This is a genomic window from Yoonia sp. D2-7, assembly GCF_055809435.1.
Map to the genome: position 1 here is coordinate 1,583,875 of NZ_CM147912.1, position 16,983 is coordinate 1,600,857.

At 56.4% G+C, this 16,983-nt stretch carries 18 protein-coding genes; 11 read left to right on the top strand and 7 right to left on the bottom strand.

The annotated features are described in order from the left end of the window. Window positions 1-3 precede the first annotated feature (3 nt). Window positions 4-1,482: a ribosome biogenesis GTPase Der gene (der, locus tag AC0L7R_RS07605; protein WP_247128166.1), complete on the top strand. Its 1,479-nt coding sequence runs from the start codon at window positions 4-6 to the stop codon at window positions 1,480-1,482. Here der and AC0L7R_RS07610 read toward each other — a convergent pair. Continuing rightward, window positions 1,427-2,149, bottom strand: a complete 723-nt coding sequence (locus tag AC0L7R_RS07610) for a hypothetical protein (protein ID WP_473660025.1) — start codon at window positions 2,147-2,149, stop codon at window positions 1,427-1,429. The genes der and AC0L7R_RS07610 overlap by 56 nt on opposite strands. Window positions 2,150-2,257: 108 nt before the next feature. On the opposite strand from AC0L7R_RS07610, the gene AC0L7R_RS07615 reads away from it, so the two are divergent. Further along, window positions 2,258-3,448 carry a phospholipase effector Tle1 domain-containing protein gene (locus AC0L7R_RS07615; protein ID WP_473660027.1) on the top strand — a complete coding sequence of 397 codons (1,191 nt, stop codon included), beginning with the start codon at window positions 2,258-2,260 and terminating at the stop codon, window positions 3,446-3,448. Here AC0L7R_RS07615 and serS read toward each other — a convergent pair. Further along, the gene (gene serS / locus AC0L7R_RS07620; protein WP_473660029.1) at window positions 3,445-4,734 is read right to left on the bottom strand and encodes a serine--tRNA ligase; all 1,290 of its coding nucleotides are present in this window, start codon (window positions 4,732-4,734) and stop codon (window positions 3,445-3,447) included. The two genes, AC0L7R_RS07615 and serS, sit on opposite strands and share 4 nt — an antisense overlap. A gap of 212 nt (window positions 4,735-4,946) precedes the next feature. Here serS and yajC point away from each other — a divergent pair, with 212 nt between their 5' ends. The 8 genes from yajC to AC0L7R_RS07660 are packed head-to-tail and all read left to right on the top strand — an operon-like array spanning window position 4,947 to window position 11,000. Beyond that, window positions 4,947-5,228, top strand: a complete 282-nt coding sequence (gene yajC, locus AC0L7R_RS07625; RefSeq protein WP_247128162.1) for a preprotein translocase subunit YajC — start codon at window positions 4,947-4,949, stop codon at window positions 5,226-5,228. 51 nt (window positions 5,229-5,279) lie between these two features. Next, complete coding sequence (secD, locus tag AC0L7R_RS07630) at window positions 5,280-7,913, top strand: protein translocase subunit SecD (protein WP_473660031.1); 2,634 nt, start codon at window positions 5,280-5,282, stop codon at window positions 7,911-7,913. A 12-nt stretch (window positions 7,914-7,925) separates the two neighbouring features. Next, window positions 7,926-8,279, top strand: coding sequence for an MTH938/NDUFAF3 family protein (locus AC0L7R_RS07635; RefSeq protein ID WP_473660033.1), 354 nt, complete (start codon window positions 7,926-7,928; stop codon window positions 8,277-8,279). Continuing rightward, on the top strand, window positions 8,279-8,896 hold the full coding sequence (gene ccmA, locus AC0L7R_RS07640; protein WP_473660035.1) for a heme ABC exporter ATP-binding protein CcmA: 618 nt from the start codon (window positions 8,279-8,281) through the stop codon (window positions 8,894-8,896). The genes AC0L7R_RS07635 and ccmA overlap by 1 nt, the downstream gene beginning before the upstream one ends. A 10-nt stretch (window positions 8,897-8,906) precedes the next feature. After that, window positions 8,907-9,563, top strand: a complete 657-nt coding sequence (ccmB, locus tag AC0L7R_RS07645) for a heme exporter protein CcmB (RefSeq protein ID WP_473660037.1) — start codon at window positions 8,907-8,909, stop codon at window positions 9,561-9,563. Between the two features lie 33 nt (window positions 9,564-9,596). Then, window positions 9,597-10,325, top strand: a complete 729-nt coding sequence (locus AC0L7R_RS07650) for a heme ABC transporter permease (RefSeq protein ID WP_247128416.1) — start codon at window positions 9,597-9,599, stop codon at window positions 10,323-10,325. After that, window positions 10,322-10,468, top strand: coding sequence for a heme exporter protein CcmD (ccmD, locus tag AC0L7R_RS07655; RefSeq protein ID WP_473660039.1), 147 nt, complete (start codon window positions 10,322-10,324; stop codon window positions 10,466-10,468). The genes AC0L7R_RS07650 and ccmD overlap by 4 nt, the downstream gene beginning before the upstream one ends. After that, complete coding sequence (locus tag AC0L7R_RS07660) at window positions 10,461-11,000, top strand: DsbE family thiol:disulfide interchange protein (protein ID WP_473660041.1); 540 nt, start codon at window positions 10,461-10,463, stop codon at window positions 10,998-11,000. Before ccmD ends, AC0L7R_RS07660 begins: the two co-directional genes overlap by 8 nt. Window positions 11,001-11,192: 192 nt before the next feature. Here the strand turns inward: AC0L7R_RS07660 and acnA are convergent, their stop codons facing one another. After that, window positions 11,193-13,883 carry an aconitate hydratase AcnA gene (gene acnA, locus AC0L7R_RS07665; protein WP_473660043.1) on the bottom strand — a complete coding sequence of 897 codons (2,691 nt, stop codon included), beginning with the start codon at window positions 13,881-13,883 and terminating at the stop codon, window positions 11,193-11,195. Window positions 13,884-14,116: 233 nt separating this feature from the next. On the opposite strand from acnA, the gene AC0L7R_RS07670 reads away from it, so the two are divergent. Next, entirely contained in the window at window positions 14,117-14,821 is a 705-nt protein-coding gene (locus AC0L7R_RS07670; protein ID WP_473660045.1) for a DUF1223 domain-containing protein, read from the top strand. Here AC0L7R_RS07670 and AC0L7R_RS07675 read toward each other — a convergent pair. Genes AC0L7R_RS07675 through AC0L7R_RS07690 form a run of 4 tightly spaced genes read right to left on the bottom strand, consistent with a single transcriptional unit; the run spans window position 14,814 to window position 16,980 of the window. Continuing rightward, window positions 14,814-15,707 (bottom strand): LpxL/LpxP family acyltransferase, encoded by an 894-nt coding sequence (locus AC0L7R_RS07675; protein WP_473660047.1) that lies wholly within the window; start codon window positions 15,705-15,707, stop codon window positions 14,814-14,816. The two genes, AC0L7R_RS07670 and AC0L7R_RS07675, sit on opposite strands and share 8 nt — an antisense overlap. A 5-nt stretch (window positions 15,708-15,712) precedes the next feature. After that, window positions 15,713-16,357 carry a nitrile hydratase subunit alpha gene (gene nthA / locus AC0L7R_RS07680; RefSeq protein WP_473660049.1) on the bottom strand — a complete coding sequence of 215 codons (645 nt, stop codon included), beginning with the start codon at window positions 16,355-16,357 and terminating at the stop codon, window positions 15,713-15,715. After that, window positions 16,347-16,640, bottom strand: a complete 294-nt coding sequence (locus tag AC0L7R_RS07685) for an SH3-like domain-containing protein (protein ID WP_348109162.1) — start codon at window positions 16,638-16,640, stop codon at window positions 16,347-16,349. Before AC0L7R_RS07685 ends, nthA begins: the two co-directional genes overlap by 11 nt. After that, the gene (locus AC0L7R_RS07690) at window positions 16,633-16,980 is read right to left on the bottom strand and encodes a ScnB-like protein (protein WP_473660051.1); all 348 of its coding nucleotides are present in this window, start codon (window positions 16,978-16,980) and stop codon (window positions 16,633-16,635) included. Before AC0L7R_RS07690 ends, AC0L7R_RS07685 begins: the two co-directional genes overlap by 8 nt. Window positions 16,981-16,983: the final 3 nt, after the last annotated feature.

Consider the following 16,983-nt stretch of genomic DNA (forward strand, 5'->3'; position numbering starts at 1 on the left):
GAAATGAGCTTTACCCTCGCGATCGTGGGCCGTCCCAATGTTGGGAAATCCACTCTTTTCAACCGCTTGGTTGGGAAAAAACTGGCTTTGGTCGATGACCAACCCGGGGTAACGCGTGATTTGCGTGAAGGGGCGGGGCGGATTGCCGACCTCAAATTCACCGTGATTGATTCTGCCGGATTGGAAGATGCGACCGATGACAGCCTTCAGGGACGTATGCGTCGCCTGACAGAACGCGCTGTTGAAATGGCCGATGTGTGTCTTTTCATGATCGACGCACGGGCAGGGGTTTTGCCTGCCGATATGGTTTTCGCCGAAATCCTGCGCAAGAAAAACGCCAACGTTATTCTGGCCGCGAACAAGGGCGAAGGCAAAGCCGCTGACGCGACGATCCTCGAGGCCTATTCGCTCGGTCTTGGCGAACCGATCCGGATGTCTGCCGAACACGGTGAAGGCATGGGCGAACTGATGGACGTGTTGCGTCCGATCCATGATGCGAACGCCGAACGGGCCGCTGCTGATGCGCCGGATGTTGATGTGGATGTGTCTGATGACGACGATGACGAAGTCCGCATCCCAACCCGCGAAAAACCATTGCAGATTGCCGTTGTCGGTCGTCCCAACGCCGGCAAGTCCACGCTGATCAACCAGATCATCGGTGAAGAACGTCTTTTGACTGGTCCCGAAGCAGGTATCACGCGCGACGCGATTTCCGTCCAGCAGGATTGGGACGGCGTGCCGATGCGGATTTTTGACACCGCTGGGATGCGCAAAAAGGCGAAAGTCCAAGAGAAGATCGAAAAGCTGTCTGTCTCCGACGGGCTGCGCGCCGTAAAATTTGCCGAAGTCGTTGTGGTTCTGCTCGACGCCGACATCCCGTTTGAACAACAGGATTTGCGGATCGCCGATTTGGCGGAACGCGAAGGCCGCGCCGTCGTGATCGCTGTCAACAAGTGGGACATCGAGGCGAACAAGCAAGAAAAGCTGAAAGAGCTGAAAGAAGAATTTGCACGCCTGCTGCCGCAGCTCAAGGGCGCGCCTTTGGTGACGGTCTCTGCGAAGACGGGCAAAGGGCTGGATCGTCTCCAGCAGGCGATCATGCGTGCTCATGAAGTGTGGAACCGCCGCGCGACCACCGCGCAGTTGAACCGCTGGCTGACGGGTATGCTCGAACAGCACCCGCCGCCCGCACCGGGTGGTCGTCGTATCAAGATGCGCTATGCGACACAGGTGAAGACACGTCCGCCTGCATTTGTGGTCATGTCGTCGTTCCCCGACCTCGTGCCCGAAAGCTATCGTCGGTATCTGGTCAACGGGCTGCGGAATGATTTCGACATGCCCGGTACGCCGATCCGGCTGTACCTGCGTGATCAGGGCGACAAGAACCCGTATAAGGACAAGAAGTCCTACCAGCCGTCACGCCTGTCTAAGCATATGGCGACGCCCGGGACGACCGAGCGGAAAGGCCGCTCCAAATCATAACGATCACCAAGGCGGCGATCCCGCCTTGGGCCAACCACAGCACAGTTTGTTCACCACCTTGGTTGGCAACGATGATCCCGACCAGCGCCCAAACGATGGTCAGCAAGTATTCTAGCGCGGGGCGTTGACTGTAAACAGTCAGCCCCACGACCAACGCACCGATAATCCCGATGTACGCCCAGCCAAGGCTGCCGAACACAACACCATTACCGGCCATGGTGCTGCCGATGGACACAAAACTCGCTGCTGTCAGCCAGCCTGCATAGATGCCTACAGGCACGCGGAACCACCACTGATCAAACGCGGGCGCACGCAGCAAGGCCATGATCGCTGTGACCGCCATCGCGATAATCATCAGCGTCGCCAAAATCGCGCTTTGCGTCGCCACAAATAACCACGGCGTCCCGATAACGAGCGACGCGATCAGATAGGGGCGTGCCTTGTCCCACGCGGGATCATCGCTGCGTTTCCAGACGCCAAAAACGGCCGACACAATCAACCACGCGTAAATCAGGCCCCAGATGCTGAACGCATAACCGGCAGGCTGGATCGGTGGGTTGATCTGCGGGATCGGCAGTTGGTTGGATTCAAACCCTGTGAAGGTTGTGAAAGCAGGCGAGATCACGAAACTCGCGGTGAAAAGAACTGTGAGGATTGCATATATCATACCCTAGATACTCTCCGCCCGCTGTTTGGTTCACTTAAAGTCAGGAAATTCGGACTTGTTGACTTAAAGGTAATCGCAGATCGTTGACGCAACCAGAGGGAGCGTATCATGAAACGGATTGCGATTTTTTGTGACGGCACGTGGAATACGCATGATGCGCCACATCCCACGAACGTGGTGCGTATGGCGCAGGCGGTGCGGCTCACGGCCGAAGACGGAATGACCCAGCATGTGATCTATCAGATCGGTGTGGGGTCGGGGCGTGGCGGCAATAAGATCGCAAAAACGCTGGATAAATTCGGTGGCGGGGCGCTGGGTTGGGGGCTGACCGAGAATATCGAAGAGGTCTATCGCGCCTTGGTCTTCTGCTATGAACCGGGGGACGAAGTTTACATCTTCGGCTTTTCACGGGGCGCATATACGGCGCGGTCGCTGGCGGGGATGATCCGGTCTTGTGGCATTCCGCCGCGCGATGCGGTCGGGCGGATACCAGAAGCGTTGGCGCGATACCGATCCCGCGATCCTGAAACCAAGCCGGACGATCCCGAAAGCTTTCTCTTCCGCCGTGATTTTTCACCCTTCACCGCCACCAGTGATGCAGAATTCAACTGGCGTGTTCAGACCAAAGCGGGACTTTGTGTGAAGCTGAACCTTGCTTACCTCGGCGTGTGGGACACTGTGGGCGCCTTGGGAGTCCCCGGATTTTTAGCGGCGGCAAAGCTGTTCAACAAGAAATACCAGTTCCACGATACCGATCTGTCGCGCAGCGTCGCGTCTGCCCGTCACGCGGTTGCCATTGATGAACGCCGCCGGACGTTCCCGCCATCGCTGTGGGATAATCTGGACCGCCTGAACAAACTTGCGTTGGCTGGCGAGGATGACGTGACGCTGGATCCCGCAACCGTCAGCGATTGGCCGTATCGTCAGGAGTGGTTTCCGGGCGATCACGGAACGATTGGCGGCGGCGTCGCAAAGGGTGGTTTGGCAGCGGCCAGTTTTGGTTGGATCGCGGAAGGTGCACGGACGGCCGGATTGGATATGCGGACCGAGGTCATCGAAAAAATCGCCGCAGGCTATAACGTGCGTGAATCCGTGATGAGTAAGAAAGCAGGCATGCTCAGCGGTATGTTAGGATTCTTGTCCCAAGACAGGGCAGGACCGTCAGACCCGATTACAGTGGCTGAGGTGACGAAGGCGCGGATTGCCTGTGACGCCAATTATCGGCCCAGTACGTTGGCGAAGGTCATGGATGCGGTGCAGCGAACCCTTGGAAAGGACCCGCTGCTACCACCTGATTAAACGAGCGTGCCGTCGGCTGTGATTGCCGTTTTGCCACGCAGGTACGGGTGCAGGGCCGTAGGCAGATTGATTGAACCGTCTTCCTGCTGTCCGTTTTCGAGCACCGCAATCAACGCACGCCCAACTGCAAGGCCAGAGCCGTTTAGTGTATGGACGAATTCCGGCTTGCCGCCACCTTCGGGCTTGAACCGTGCATTCATGCGCCGTGCCTGGAAATCACCCGTGGTCGAGACACTTGATATTTCGCGGTAGGTGTTCTGACCGGGCAACCATGCTTCAATATCGTAAGTACGACGCGCGCCAAAGCCCATGTCGCCGGTGCATAGCAGAACGGTACGGTAAGGAACTTCGAGGCGTTCAAGAATATCCTCGGCGCAGCGCAGCATCCGTTTTTGTTCGTCGTCGGATGTGTCGGGGTGACAAACTGTCACCATCTCGACTTTTTCGAACTGGTGCTGACGCAACATGCCAGACGTATCACGGCCCGCTGAACCAGCTTCAGACCGGAAGCACAACGTGTGGGCGGTCATGCGGCGGGGCAGGTCGTCAGCTTCCAGCACGTCACCAGCGACGGAATATGTTAGGGTCACTTCGGACGTCGGGATCAACCACCAGCCATTGGTCGTCTGGTAGCTGTCGTCACCAAATTTCGGCAGTTTGTCGGTGCCATACATGGCTTCGTCACGGACCAGAACCGGCGTAGAAATTTCTTCCAAGCCGTTTTCTTCGACATGCACATCGATCATGAATTGACCCAAGGCGCGGTGAACGCGGGCGACAGCGCCTTTCATGTTCACGAAGCGGGAACCGGACAATTTGCCAGCCGTCGCGAAATCAAGACCCGGAATTGCTGCTGGAATTTCAAAGTGTTCCTTCGCAAAGCTCATCTCGCGCGGTTCGCCCCATTTCTTGACTTCGACGTTGTCATCTTCGTCTGCGCCTTCAGGCACGTCGTCATACGGCAGGTTCGGGATCGTCGCCAAAAGGTCAGTCAAACGCTGGTCTTCGGCTTTGGCTTCGTCGTTCAGCGTGGCGATCTGTGCCTTCTTTTCAGACACAAGCGCACGCAGGCGCTGGAATTCATCCTCGTCGCCACGGCCCTTGGCGGCACCGACTTCTTTGGCAGCTTTGTTCGCGTCAGCTTGCGCCGTTTCAGCGGCCTGAATTTTCTCGCGACGCGCTGTATCAATCGCCAGAATCTCGGACGACAAAGGCGCATCTCCACGGCGAGACAGGGCCGCATCGAAAGCGGCGGGATTGTCACGGATCATGCGGATATCATGCATTTGTTCTGTCCTTGTCTGGAAGATTTGAAATCGTGCCCCCATATGCCTCAAACAAAGGGGGCTGTGAACCGTGAAAAGCGTTAAGAAAACCAAGCGATCCGCGTTGCCATTCCTAGCCCCCCAACCTAATGTGCCGCGACTTCGGGCAATGTGTGTCCGGACAACAGATAAACAGACGACCGCTGCGGCGGCTCAACAGACTGGGGACCTCCATGCAGGGTATTGAATCACTCGTTCCATTGCTTCTCATTTTCGGGATCATGTACTTCCTTTTGATCCGGCCTCAGCAAAAGAAGCTGAAGGAACATCAGGCAATGGTTTCTGCATTGCGTCGTGGCGATCAGGTGATCACCCAAGGTGGCGTGATGGGCAAAGTGACAAAGGTCAAAGACGACAGCAACGAAGTTGAAGTTGAAATCGCACAAGGCGTGAACGTGCGCGTTGTACGGTCCACAATCGCGACTGTTGTGAACAAGACCGAACCAGCTAAATAAGCCTGACTATACGACCGACGACGATACGTTTGGCCGGGGAGGCCACCTGACATGCTCCAGATTTCTGCATTCAAGCAAACCATGATCTGGCTGACCTGCGCGGTTGGCCTTTTGCTGGCTTTGCCCAACGGCTTCTACACGAACGTGGAAAAGCACAATGATGCGGCGGTCTTGATCGATGGTGGTCAAACAAACGAAGCGCTAGAGGCTGACTACGGCCTTTGGCCTGATTTCTTGCCGTCTGGTCTGGTCAATCTTGGTCTTGATCTGCGCGGCGGTGCGCATCTGCTTGCCGAAGTGCAGGTGGAACAGGTTTATGCGTCCGTGATGGACGGCATGTGGCCAGAAGTCCGCGATACGTTGGTTGCTGAACGTGACGCGATTGGGTTTGTCCAACGTGATCTGGATGCACCCGAAGATGTGCTGCGGTTCTCGATCTCCGAAGAAACGGGCGTTGCCCGTGCTTTGGAACTGGTCCGCGGTTTGGCCCAGCCAATTGTCAGCCTGACAGGTGCGGGTGCAAGCAACATCGAAGTGACAGCCAACGGTAATATCTTCACCGTAACCCTGTCCGAGGCCGAAAAGCAGGCGGTAGACGAACGCACGATCCTGCAATCGCTTGAGATTATTCGCCGCCGGATTGACGAAGTGGGCACACGCGAACCGACAATTCAGCGTCAGGGTACATCGCGTATTCTGATCCAAGTCCCGGGCATCGGGTCCGCCGAAGAAGTCAAAGAACTGATCGGCACAACGGCGCAACTGACATTCCAGCCTGTCGTAGGCCGTGTCAGCGATCCCGGCGAAGCGCCGGGTTCAGGCAACGAAATCGTGCCGTCTTTGGATGAACCGGGTGTGTATTACATCCTCGAACGGACACCTGTGGTGACCGGTGAGGAACTCACCGACGCGCAGCCTGCGTTCGACCAAAACAGCCGTCCTGCCGTGAATTTCCGGTTCAACCCGACGGGTGCCCGTAAATTCGGTGACTATACGCTAGAAAACATTGGCGCGCCTTTTGCGATTGTTCTGGATAACGAAGTGATCAGCGCCCCAACGATCCAAAGCCACATTCCAGGCGGGTCCGGCATCATCACAGGCGACTTCAGCGTCGCCGAATCCACAAACCTTGCCGTTCTTTTGCGGGCAGGGGCATTGCCTGCGGAACTGACGTTCCTCGAAGAACGGACGATCGGGCCAGAGCTGGGCCAAGACAGCATCGATGCAGGTAAAATCGCCTGTATCATCGCGGGCTTGGGCATTCTGATCTACATGGCGCTGTCCTACGGGTTGTTCGGCATCTTTGCGAACGTCGCCTTGATCATCAACGTCGGCCTGATCTTTGGCCTGTTGTCGATGATTGGTGCCACGCTGACCTTGCCAGGTATCGCGGGGATCGTGTTGACTATCGGTATGGCGGTGGATGCGAACGTCATCATCTTTGAGCGGATCAAAGAAGAAATGAAAACCGCCAAAGGATCGGCCCGCGCGATTGAGCTGGGCTATGAAAAGGCGCTGTCTTCCATTCTGGATGCGAACGTCACGACCTTCATCACGGCGTTGATCCTTTTCCTTGCAGGGTCCGGCCCTGTCCGGGGCTTTGCGATCACCTTGGGGCTGGGGATCATCACATCCGTCTTCACCGCAATCTTTGTGACCCGTGCGATCATCGTGATCTGGTATGGCCGCAAGAAACCGAAGGTTCTGCCGATCAAGGGCTTCTTGAAGTTGGTCAAAGACAACACTGCCTTCGACTTCTTTAGCCGTGCTAAATTGTGGCTGGGAATGTCGGCGGTTCTGGTTGTCGTGGCCTTTGGGTCCTTCATGTATCAGGGCCTGAACTACGGCATTGATTTCCAAGGCGGGACATCCATCCGGACTCAATCAGAGCAAACAATCGACGTCGGTGAATACCGTGCAGCGATTGCGCCGCTGGACCTTGGCGATGTGTCGATTACCGAAGTCTTCGATCCGAACTTTGCCGATGACCAGAACGTCGCAATGATCCGCATCCAAGCCCAAGACGGTCAGGAAAGTGTCGCGGTCGAAACCATTGATGCGGTCAAAGGAGCGTTGCTGGCGATTGATAGCTCTGTGACATTCCCGTCAGTCGAATCCGTTGGTCCAAAGGTGTCTGGCGAATTGATCAAGACCGCGTTCATCGCCGTGGCGATGGCTGTAGGCGCGATCCTGCTCTACATTTGGCTGCGGTTCGAATGGCAGTTCGCGGTGGGTGCCGTTCTGGCACTTGTCCACGATGTGGTGCTGACTATTGGGATTTTCTCGGAACTGCAGATCAAGTTCGATCTGGCCATTATCGCGGCGCTTTTGACCATTGTCGGCTATTCGATCAACGATACGGTGATTGTGTTTGACCGCGTGCGTGAAAACCTGCGCAAGTACAAACAAAAGCCGCTGAAAGAGGTGCTGAACATCTCGATCAACGAAACGCTGAGCCGGACCTTGATGACCTCTGTCACCACGATGCTGGCGCTTCTTGCGTTGTTCATCCTTGGCGGTGACGTAATCCGTGGCTTTGTCTTTGCGATGATGTGGGGCGTGTTTATCGGGACATATTCATCCGTGTTCGTGGCGACCGCAGCCCTGTTGATGCTTGGCGTTAAGCGGGACTGGTCCAAGAAGGCGCCAACCGTCGGCAATCAATACGCCAACATCGACGCTTAAGGGGGATCACTGATGCGCCTGAACGAAATCCAGTACGATGATAGCAAACCGGTCGATAGCTACGGACCGGGTTTCTTTCGGATCGGCGGACAGATGTTCGAAGGAGCAATCTGTGCGTTCTCTGGTGGCGTGGCCCCGTGGGGCGGATACGACGACGTTGAAACGATCCTGACCCGTAAGGACGACATCGATGTGGTGTTCGTCGGGACAGGGGCGGAAATTGCGCATCTGCCCGCAGATTTCCGCGACGCATTGGAAGTGGCTGGATTGGGTGTCGAAGCGATGGCATCACCTGCAGCCTGCCGGACCTATAACGTCTTGTTGTCCGAAGGGCGCCGTATCGCGGTGGCCCTTATTCCGGTATAATGCTGGAGGTCCGTGAACTGACTTGTACGCGCGGCGGTGTCGCTGTGCTTGCAAACGTGGGATTTGCGGTGAAGGCGGGCGAGGCACTGGTGCTGCGCGGACCCAACGGTATTGGAAAGACGACGTTACTGCGGACGATCGCGGGACTGCAACCCGCGCTAAAAGGCGACGTAATCGCTGACCCCGAAACAACGGCCTACGCAAGCCACGCCGACGGCGTGAAAGATGCGCTGACTGTCCGCGAAAACCTCGCGTTCTGGGCAGAAGTCCACGGCGGAAAGTTGGACGACGCAGCCTTCGACCACTTTGAAATCGCAGACCTGAAAGACCGGATCGCGGGGACATTATCGGCGGGGCAAAAGCGCCGGTTGGGCCTGTCGCGTTTGGCCGTGGTCGGGCGACCCGTTTTGTTGCTCGACGAACCAACGGTGTCGCTGGACGGGTTTTCCGTCAAGATGTTCGCGAAATTCTTGGCGGAGCAGCATTTGGCACAAGGCGGTGCGGCCGTGATCGCCACCCACATCGACCTCGGGCTGGACCTGCCGGAACTGGACCTGACACCGTTTAAAGCCGTTGAGACCGACAACGACGGGGCGTCGGACGAGGCGTTTTTATGAGGTCGGGCTTGTGATCGCGCTTCTGATGCGAGACCTGCGACTGGCCATTCGAGCAGGCGGTGGCTTTGGTCTTGGGCTCGCGTTTTTTCTGATCGTGGTGGTGCTCGTGCCATTTGGGGTTGGACCAGAGTCGGGGCTGCTGAGCAAGATCGCACCGGGCATTCTATGGGTCGCGGCATTGCTCGCGGCACTTTTGTCGCTCGACCGGATTTTCGCGCTCGATTTCGAAGACGGTTCACTGGCGCTGCTGGCGACATCACCGCTGCCATTGGAAGGTGTGAGCTTGATCAAGGCGCTGGCGCATTGGATCACCACGGGACTGCCACTCTGCTTTGCTGCACCCGTGTTGGGGTTTCTGTTGCACCTGCCGACAGATGCCTATTGGTTCCTCGTGATTTCGCTGCTGATCGGCACCCCCGGTCTGTCGATGATCGGCACCTTTGGGGCGGCGCTGACCGTGGGACTGCGACGCGGTGGCCTGTTGCTATCATTGCTGGTTTTGCCACTTTATGTCCCGACACTGATCATGGGAGCGGATGCGGTCAGACGCGGGGCGGACGGGATGGCGGCGACAACGCCGCTGATGTTGCTCGGCGTAATCACATTAGGGTCAATTGCAGTGCTACCCTTCGCCACGGCTGCTGCATTGCGGGTTAATCTGCGTTAGACAGGCCCATGGCCTAGGGAGTTGATGGTACTGATGTCATTGTGGGAATACGCAAATCCAAAGAAGTTCATGGATTGGACACGACCTGTGCTGCCGTGGGTGGCAGGGGCGGCAGCGCTCTGTCTGGCGGTTGGATTGATCTGGGGGTTCTTTTTCACGCCTGATGATTTCCGTCAGGGATCGACGGTCAAGATCATCTATTTGCATGTCCCCGCAGCGCTAATGGCGATTAACGCGTGGTTGATGATGCTGGTGGCGTCACTGATCTGGATCGTGCGGCGGCATCACGTGTCGGCACTGGCAGCCAAGGCAGCGGCACCTGTCGGGATCACGATGACGCTGATCGCCTTGGTTACGGGTGCACTGTGGGGATCGCCGATTTGGGGAACATATTGGGAATGGGATCCGCGACTGACGTCATTCCTGATCCTGTTTCTGTTCTACCTCGGCTACATGGCACTGTGGTCCGCGATCGAGGATTCGGACACGGCGGCAGATCTGACATCGATCCTGTGCCTTGTGGGTTCAATTTTTGCGATCCTGTCACGCTACGCCGCGCAATTCTGGAGCCAAGGCCTGCACCAAGGCGCGTCACTGTCGTTGGATAAAGAAGAGAACGTGTCGGACGTGTTCTGGCAACCGCTGGTGATCACGATGATCGGCTTCGGGCTGCTGTTTGTGGCCTTAGTATTGCTGCGGACACGCATGGAGGTGCGGTTGCGCCGGATCAAAGCGCTAGAAGCGCGGGCAAGGAGAGCATGATGCCGGATTTAGGTGCCTATGCGTTCGAGATTTTGGCGTCCTACGGGATTTCGCTGGGCTTGTTAGGGGGGCTGATCGGCCTATCTATATGGCAAGGCCGCCGCGTGAAGGCGGCGTTGGAACGGATTGAAAAGAATGGCTAAAGTGTCACCTATGCTCGTTTTACCGCCTGTGATTTTTGCAGGGCTGGCAGGGTTGTTTCTTAGCGGGATGTTCCGCGAAAATCCAGGTCAATTGCCGTCGCAATTTGTCGGGCAAACGGCGCCCGCATTACCGGCAGAGGCGATCAACGGCGAGCCATTGTTGACGGTAGACGACCTGCAATCGGGCGAGGTCACAATCGTGAATTTCTGGGCCAGTTGGTGCCCGCCTTGCCGTGCTGAACACCCGTATTTGCTGGAACTCGATGCCGCAGGCTACCGCGTCGCCGGCATAAATTTCCGGGATTTGCAGGATCAAGCGACCGAATATTTGGAAGACGATGGTAATCCGTTCTTTGCCACGGGCTTTGATCCGCGTGGTCGGTCCGCGATTGATTGGGGCGTCACAGCACCGCCCGAGACATTCATCATCGGTGGCGATGGAACGGTCCTGCATCGGCACGTTGGGCCACTGGTAGGGTCGGTTGTTGAACAGCAGTTCTTGCCAGCGCTAGAGGCCGCGCTGGCCGAATAGGTTTGACCTGAATGACCTCAGCAGGGCTGAGGATTTCATGATTATGACGCGCGGGTCGCAGTGGTGCGGTCTGCAGTAGATTGCGTCGTTTGCCGCAGCGTTTCATGCCTCCGGCGGGGATATTTAGGACCAAAAGAAATGCAAAAGGCCCGCGTCAGACGCGGGCCTTTTCGTTTTTCCAGAGAGCGGGTTTTAGGCCGCTTTGGCGAGGTTACGCAGCACGTAGTGCAGCACACCGCCGTTTTCGATGTACTCAATCTCGACCGCTGTATCGATGCGGCAATTGACTGTGATCTCTTTCACGGTGCCGTCGCCCATCGTGATGGTCGCCGGTACGTTTTGCAAAGGCTCGATTGTGTCGAGGCCAGAGATCGCAACTGTTTCGTCACCTGTCAGGCCCAGCGATTTACGTGTATCGCCGCCAGTGAATTCGAACGGGATGACACCCATGCCAACGAGGTTGGACCGGTGGATACGTTCAAAGTTTTCAGCGATCACCGCTTTTACGCCCAGCAGGGCTGTGCCTTTAGCCGCCCAGTCACGTGAAGAGCCTGCACCGTATTGTTCGCCTGCGAAGACGACCAGCGGCGTGCCTGCTTCTTGATGCGCCATTGCCGCGTCAAAGATCGCTGCTTGGTTGCCATCTGGACCTTTTGTGTAGCCGCCTTCAACACCATCGAGCATTTCGTTCTTGATGCGGATGTTGGCGAAGGTGCCCCGCATCATGACCTCGTGGTTCCCGCGACGTGAGCCGTAGGAGTTGAATTCACGCACAGGCACCTGACGTTCGATCAGGTACTGCCCCGCAGGTGTTGTGTCCTTGAAAGACCCAGCAGGAGAGATGTGGTCGGTTGTGACCATGTCACCCAAGATCGCCATGACTTTCGCGCCGGACAGGTTGCTGATTTTGCCTGGATCCTTGGACATACCTTGGAAATAGGGCGGGTTTTGGATGTAGGTTGACGCAGCTGGCCAGTCGTATGTTTCAGAATCCGGTGTCTGAACGGCCTGCCATTTTTCGTCGCCTTTGAAGACGTCCGCGTATTTCTTGATAAACGCTTCGCGGGTCACTGTCTGTTCAACCAGATCGTTGATCTCTTGGTTGGTTGGCCAGATGTCTTTCAGGAAAACGTCGTTGCCGTCTTTATCCTGACCGATGGCATCAGTGGACAGGTTGATGTCCATGGTGCCAGCCAAGGCGTATGCGACGACCAGAGGCGGGGACGCGAGATAGTTCGCGCGTACGTCTGGTGAAATCCGGCCTTCGAAGTTCCGGTTACCGGACAGAACAGATGTCGCGACCAGATCGCCTTCGGCAATTGCGTCGGACAGTTCTTTCTGGATCGGGCCAGAGTTACCGATACACGTGGTGCAACCGTAGCCAACCAAGTTGAACCCGATTTTGTCGAGATCTTCTTGCAGGCCAGCGGCCTCAAGATATTCGGACACAACCTGTGAACCGGGTGCCAAAGACGTTTTGACCCAAGGTTTGCGATCCATGCCCAAAGCCGCCGCTTTACGTGCGACAAGGCCCGCGCCGATCATGACGTATGGGTTGGATGTGTTGGTGCAGGACGTGATGGAAGCGATGACAACTTTGCCTGATTCCATTGTGTAGTCTTCGCCAGCAACAGCCACTTCTTTGCCCATTGGACGTTTGAAGGTCTCTTCCATTTCTTTGGCGAATGCAGATTTCGCGCCAGTCAGTGCCACGTAATCTTGCGGACGCTTTGGACCTGAAATCGCAGGAACGATTGTGCCCATATCAAGCGACAATGTTGCTGTGTAGACGGGTGCGTAGTCCGCATCGCGCCAGAAACCGTTGGCTTTTGCGTATGCTTCGACCAAAGCGATCCGGTCTTCGTCACGGCCAGTATTGCGCAAGTAACGCAGTGTTTCGCCATCAATTGGGAAGAAGCCACACGTCGCACCGTATTCTGGTGCCATGTTTGCGATTGTTGCACGGTCTGCCAGTGGCAGACGGTCCAAACCTTCGCCGTAGAATTCAACGAATTTGCCGACAACGCCCATTTCGCGGAGCATTTCGACGACTTTCAGCACAAGGTCGGTGCCTGTTGTGCCTTCGACCATTTCGCCTGTCAGCTCAAAGCCAACAACTTCTGGGATCAGCATGGACACGGGCTGACCAAGCATCGCGGCTTCAGCTTCGATACCGCCAACGCCCCAACCAAGAACGGCCAAACCGTTGACCATGGTTGTGTGGGAATCAGTCCCGACGAGCGTGTCAGGGTAAGCCACTTCAACGCCGTTTTGGTCAGTGTCTGTCCAAACAGTCTGCGCGAGATATTCAAGGTTTACCTGGTGACAAATACCTGTGCCCGGAGGAACAACGCGGAAGTTGTTAAAGGCTTTCTGACCCCATTTCAGGAATGTGTAGCGTTCGAGGTTCCGTTCGTATTCACGGTCCACGTTCATCTGGAACGCACGTGGGTTGCCGAATTCGTCGATCATCACAGAGTGGTCGATGACCAGATCAACAGGGTTCAGCGGGTTGATCTGCTGGGCGTCACCGCCAAGCGCCACAATACCGTCGCGCATCGCTGCAAGGTCAACAACAGCTGGAACGCCGGTGAAATCCTGCATCAGTACGCGGGCAGGGCGGTACGCGATTTCAATCGGGTTCTTGCCGCCTTTGACAGCCCAATCAGAAAACGCCTTGATATCGTCTGTTGAAACGGAAAAACCGCCGTCTTCGAAACGCAGCAGGTTTTCAAGGACCACTTTCAACGCGGCTGGCAGCTTGGAAAAATCGCCAAGGCCTGCGGCTTCTGCAGCTTCGATAGAATAATAGTCGATGGACTTGCCACCAACGGTCAGGGTTTTACGGGTTTTGGCTGTATCTGTGCCAACGGTTACAGTCATGGCTGTCCCTTTCAAATGAGGAAGATTTGGCTTGATTGGCTTTTGCACCAAGGGGTGCGGAGGATCAAGGGTTAATTTGTATACCGTTGCACACAATGACGCGTGACGGTTGTAAAAACCGTGGCATTCGGGTCGCCACTGGCAAGTATGACATGTTGCTCGCGATTGGTTGATTGGCCTGTGTGCCAGTTAATCCTTAGATGTGTGTCCATAGCCAAAAGAAGAGAATCCCTATGCGCCACCTTTTGCGGACTGCCGCCTTGATGACGACCTGCTTTGCAGCACCGGCTTTGGCCGATATGTCGCCTGTTGTGGTTGAACTTTATACGTCGCAAGGCTGCTCCTCTTGTCCGCCGGCAGATGAGATGCTGACCGAATTGGCCGCACGTGACGACGTTATCGCATTGGCGTTACATGTTGATTACTGGGATTACATTGGTTGGGTCGATGAATTCGCGGATCCTGCATACACCCAACGCCAACAAGATTATGCCCGCGCGGCAGGTGAAACGACGATCTATACGCCGCAGTTCGTGATAGCAGGGCAGGACATCGTTATCGGCGCACGTGGCATGGATGTGGCTGATCTAATCGCCGCACGCCGAATCGAAGACCAGCCTGTTGATGTGGATCTGACGTGGACCGAAGACACGCTGAGCATTACAGCCCAGATGGACGATGCGCCGGCTCCAGATGGCTATGTTGTGCAACTGGCGCAGATTTTGCCGGTCCAATCTATCGACATTCAACGTGGTGAAAACGCTGGAAAAACAATCCAGTATTCCAACGTCGTGCAGTCGATCACTGTTCTTGGACAGTGGGACGGCGTGGAACCGATCAGTTTCGAAGCCGATGTGACCGACGCTGATCAAGTCGCAGTTATCGTGCAACGTGGCACAAACGGTCCGGTCGCAGGTGCGGCCAAACTGATCAACTAGTCGCAGGCTTACCCTTAGGCTGCTTCCAACGTCGGTGAACCCAGAACCATTGCGCGGGGGTCGCAGTAACCCGTGCTTCCAGTCGTTTGGTCATTTCCGTCATCATGACTTCTGGCGTGTCCGGCGCGATAGGCGCTTCGACATGAACGTCAAAGCTCAGGCCGTCGTCTTTGCGAATACCGAAATAGGGAATCACGATTGCCCCCAGCCGCAAGGCGAGGTCAGCGGCAGAGGTCGCAGTACGCGCAGGATGCCCCAGAAACGGCAGGTTGATGCCGCCGCTGTTGGCCACGTCGAACAATAGCGTCGCCATACCACCTGATTTCAGATGTTTGGCAAAGCCAATCGTGCCTTGGCGACCCTGCGCAAAGACAGGTCCCCCCCATGACGACATGGTTTTGGCATAGTGGGCGTTGAAGTAGGGGTTCGCCATCGGACGATAAAGCCCGCCAATGGTCAGGCCAGTTTGTGTCAGCACATGACGCGGCGCTTCGTGATTGCCGATATGGCCCGTGACAAAGATGACAGGTGTTTTGGATTCGCGGGCCCGTGCCAGCGCATCGAGACCTTCGCCGACCGGAACCGTATCCGACAGCCGTTGCCCGAATTCCCGCCAAGAATAGTTTTCAATCAACGTGCGGCCAAAGTTGTCGCAAACGGCGGTGGCCATCACCCGACGCTCTGCAGGTGACTGATCTGGATAAATTTTCGCAAGGTTCGTTTCAGCGCGAGTGCGGTAGCTGGTGAGCGGGCCAATCCCGTTCGCCATGATCCGGCCCATCGCACGAACGCGCTTTTCATACGGCAATTGCATGACCGTGCCCAACAGGCCGCGCAACACGCGATCTGTCAGCCAATCTGCATGGGAAGGGGCGCGGTCTGCCATCGGGATTAACGCGGGCTCCGCGCGATACCTGTACCGATCATGCTGTCACGGGTGACTAGTGCAGCAAGCGCCGCCTCAGACATGTCTTCTGTGCCAGCGGGGCGGGCAGGGATCACGACGTAGCGCATATCAGCGGTGCTATCGTGGACCCGAACTGTCACGTCATCCGGCAAGGTCACGCCAAATTCAGCCAAAACAGAACGCGGTTCGCGGACGGTGCGGGACCGGTATGCCCGCGATTTATACCAATCCGGAGGAAGGCCCAGCAGATTGCGTGGGTAACAAGAACACAGCGTGCAAACGACGATATTGTGGACGTCAGCAGTGTTCTCCACCGCGATCAATTTCATCGGCCCGATATCGAAGCCCATCTCGCTCGCGGCTTTCGATCCATCCGCAAGCAGCCTTTCACGAAAGGCGGGATCGACCCAAGCGCGGGCAACAACGGCCGCGCCGTCTGCCGGACTACGCGCATCCATTGCTTCGATTTGTGTGGCGATCTCTGCGGGTGTTGTCACACCCTTGTCGATCAAGATCTCACGGATCGCGATTTCCATCTGTTGCCAGTAGGTGAGCGTCGTGTCCTGATCTGGACGATAGGGATGACCTGAAGGCGATAGGTGGTCATGGTCGTGATGATCATGTGGCATCGTCAGTGATCCTTTCGAGCCAATGTGCGTAGATTTCTGCTTCAAGAATGTCTGTCGGGTTTTCGGCGGCGTCGCCCCAAACCTCGGCCATGTCAAAACGCACGCGCAACAATTGGCCCGGTTGCGCCGCGATCCCGTAGGCAAGGTCTTCGGGGTTTGCAAATGGCCCGAGTGTGCGTTCAACGACACCACTTTTGCCGCGCAGATAATAGGGTGTGCGAACGTGACCAGGTGGGATATCTGTCTTCACCCGCACGTGTTCGTGGGGGCTGAAACTATTCACTTGCTGCGTCCCCGTAGGTAGCGCCACGCGATGCAACTTCGGTCATCTTTTGCGCAAGTTCTGCTGTCGTATAAATACCGCCTTCGATCAAGTTCTGATTGATCGACATGATCCAACGCTCATAATACGTCATCTGATCAAAGCTTTCGACGGGCATGTCTTCAAGGACACGGCGCAGGCCGTCCACCGTGAAATGCCCCTTGGTCGAACACAAGACCATCAACGCATCAACGCGCTTTTCCCAGATTGCGAAGTCATGCGACGCATCCGGAACGGGACCAGCGGCGTCGCCGCCCATGTCGTGCCAACGTCTGCCGATTTGTGGTGTCTTATCTGTCATTTG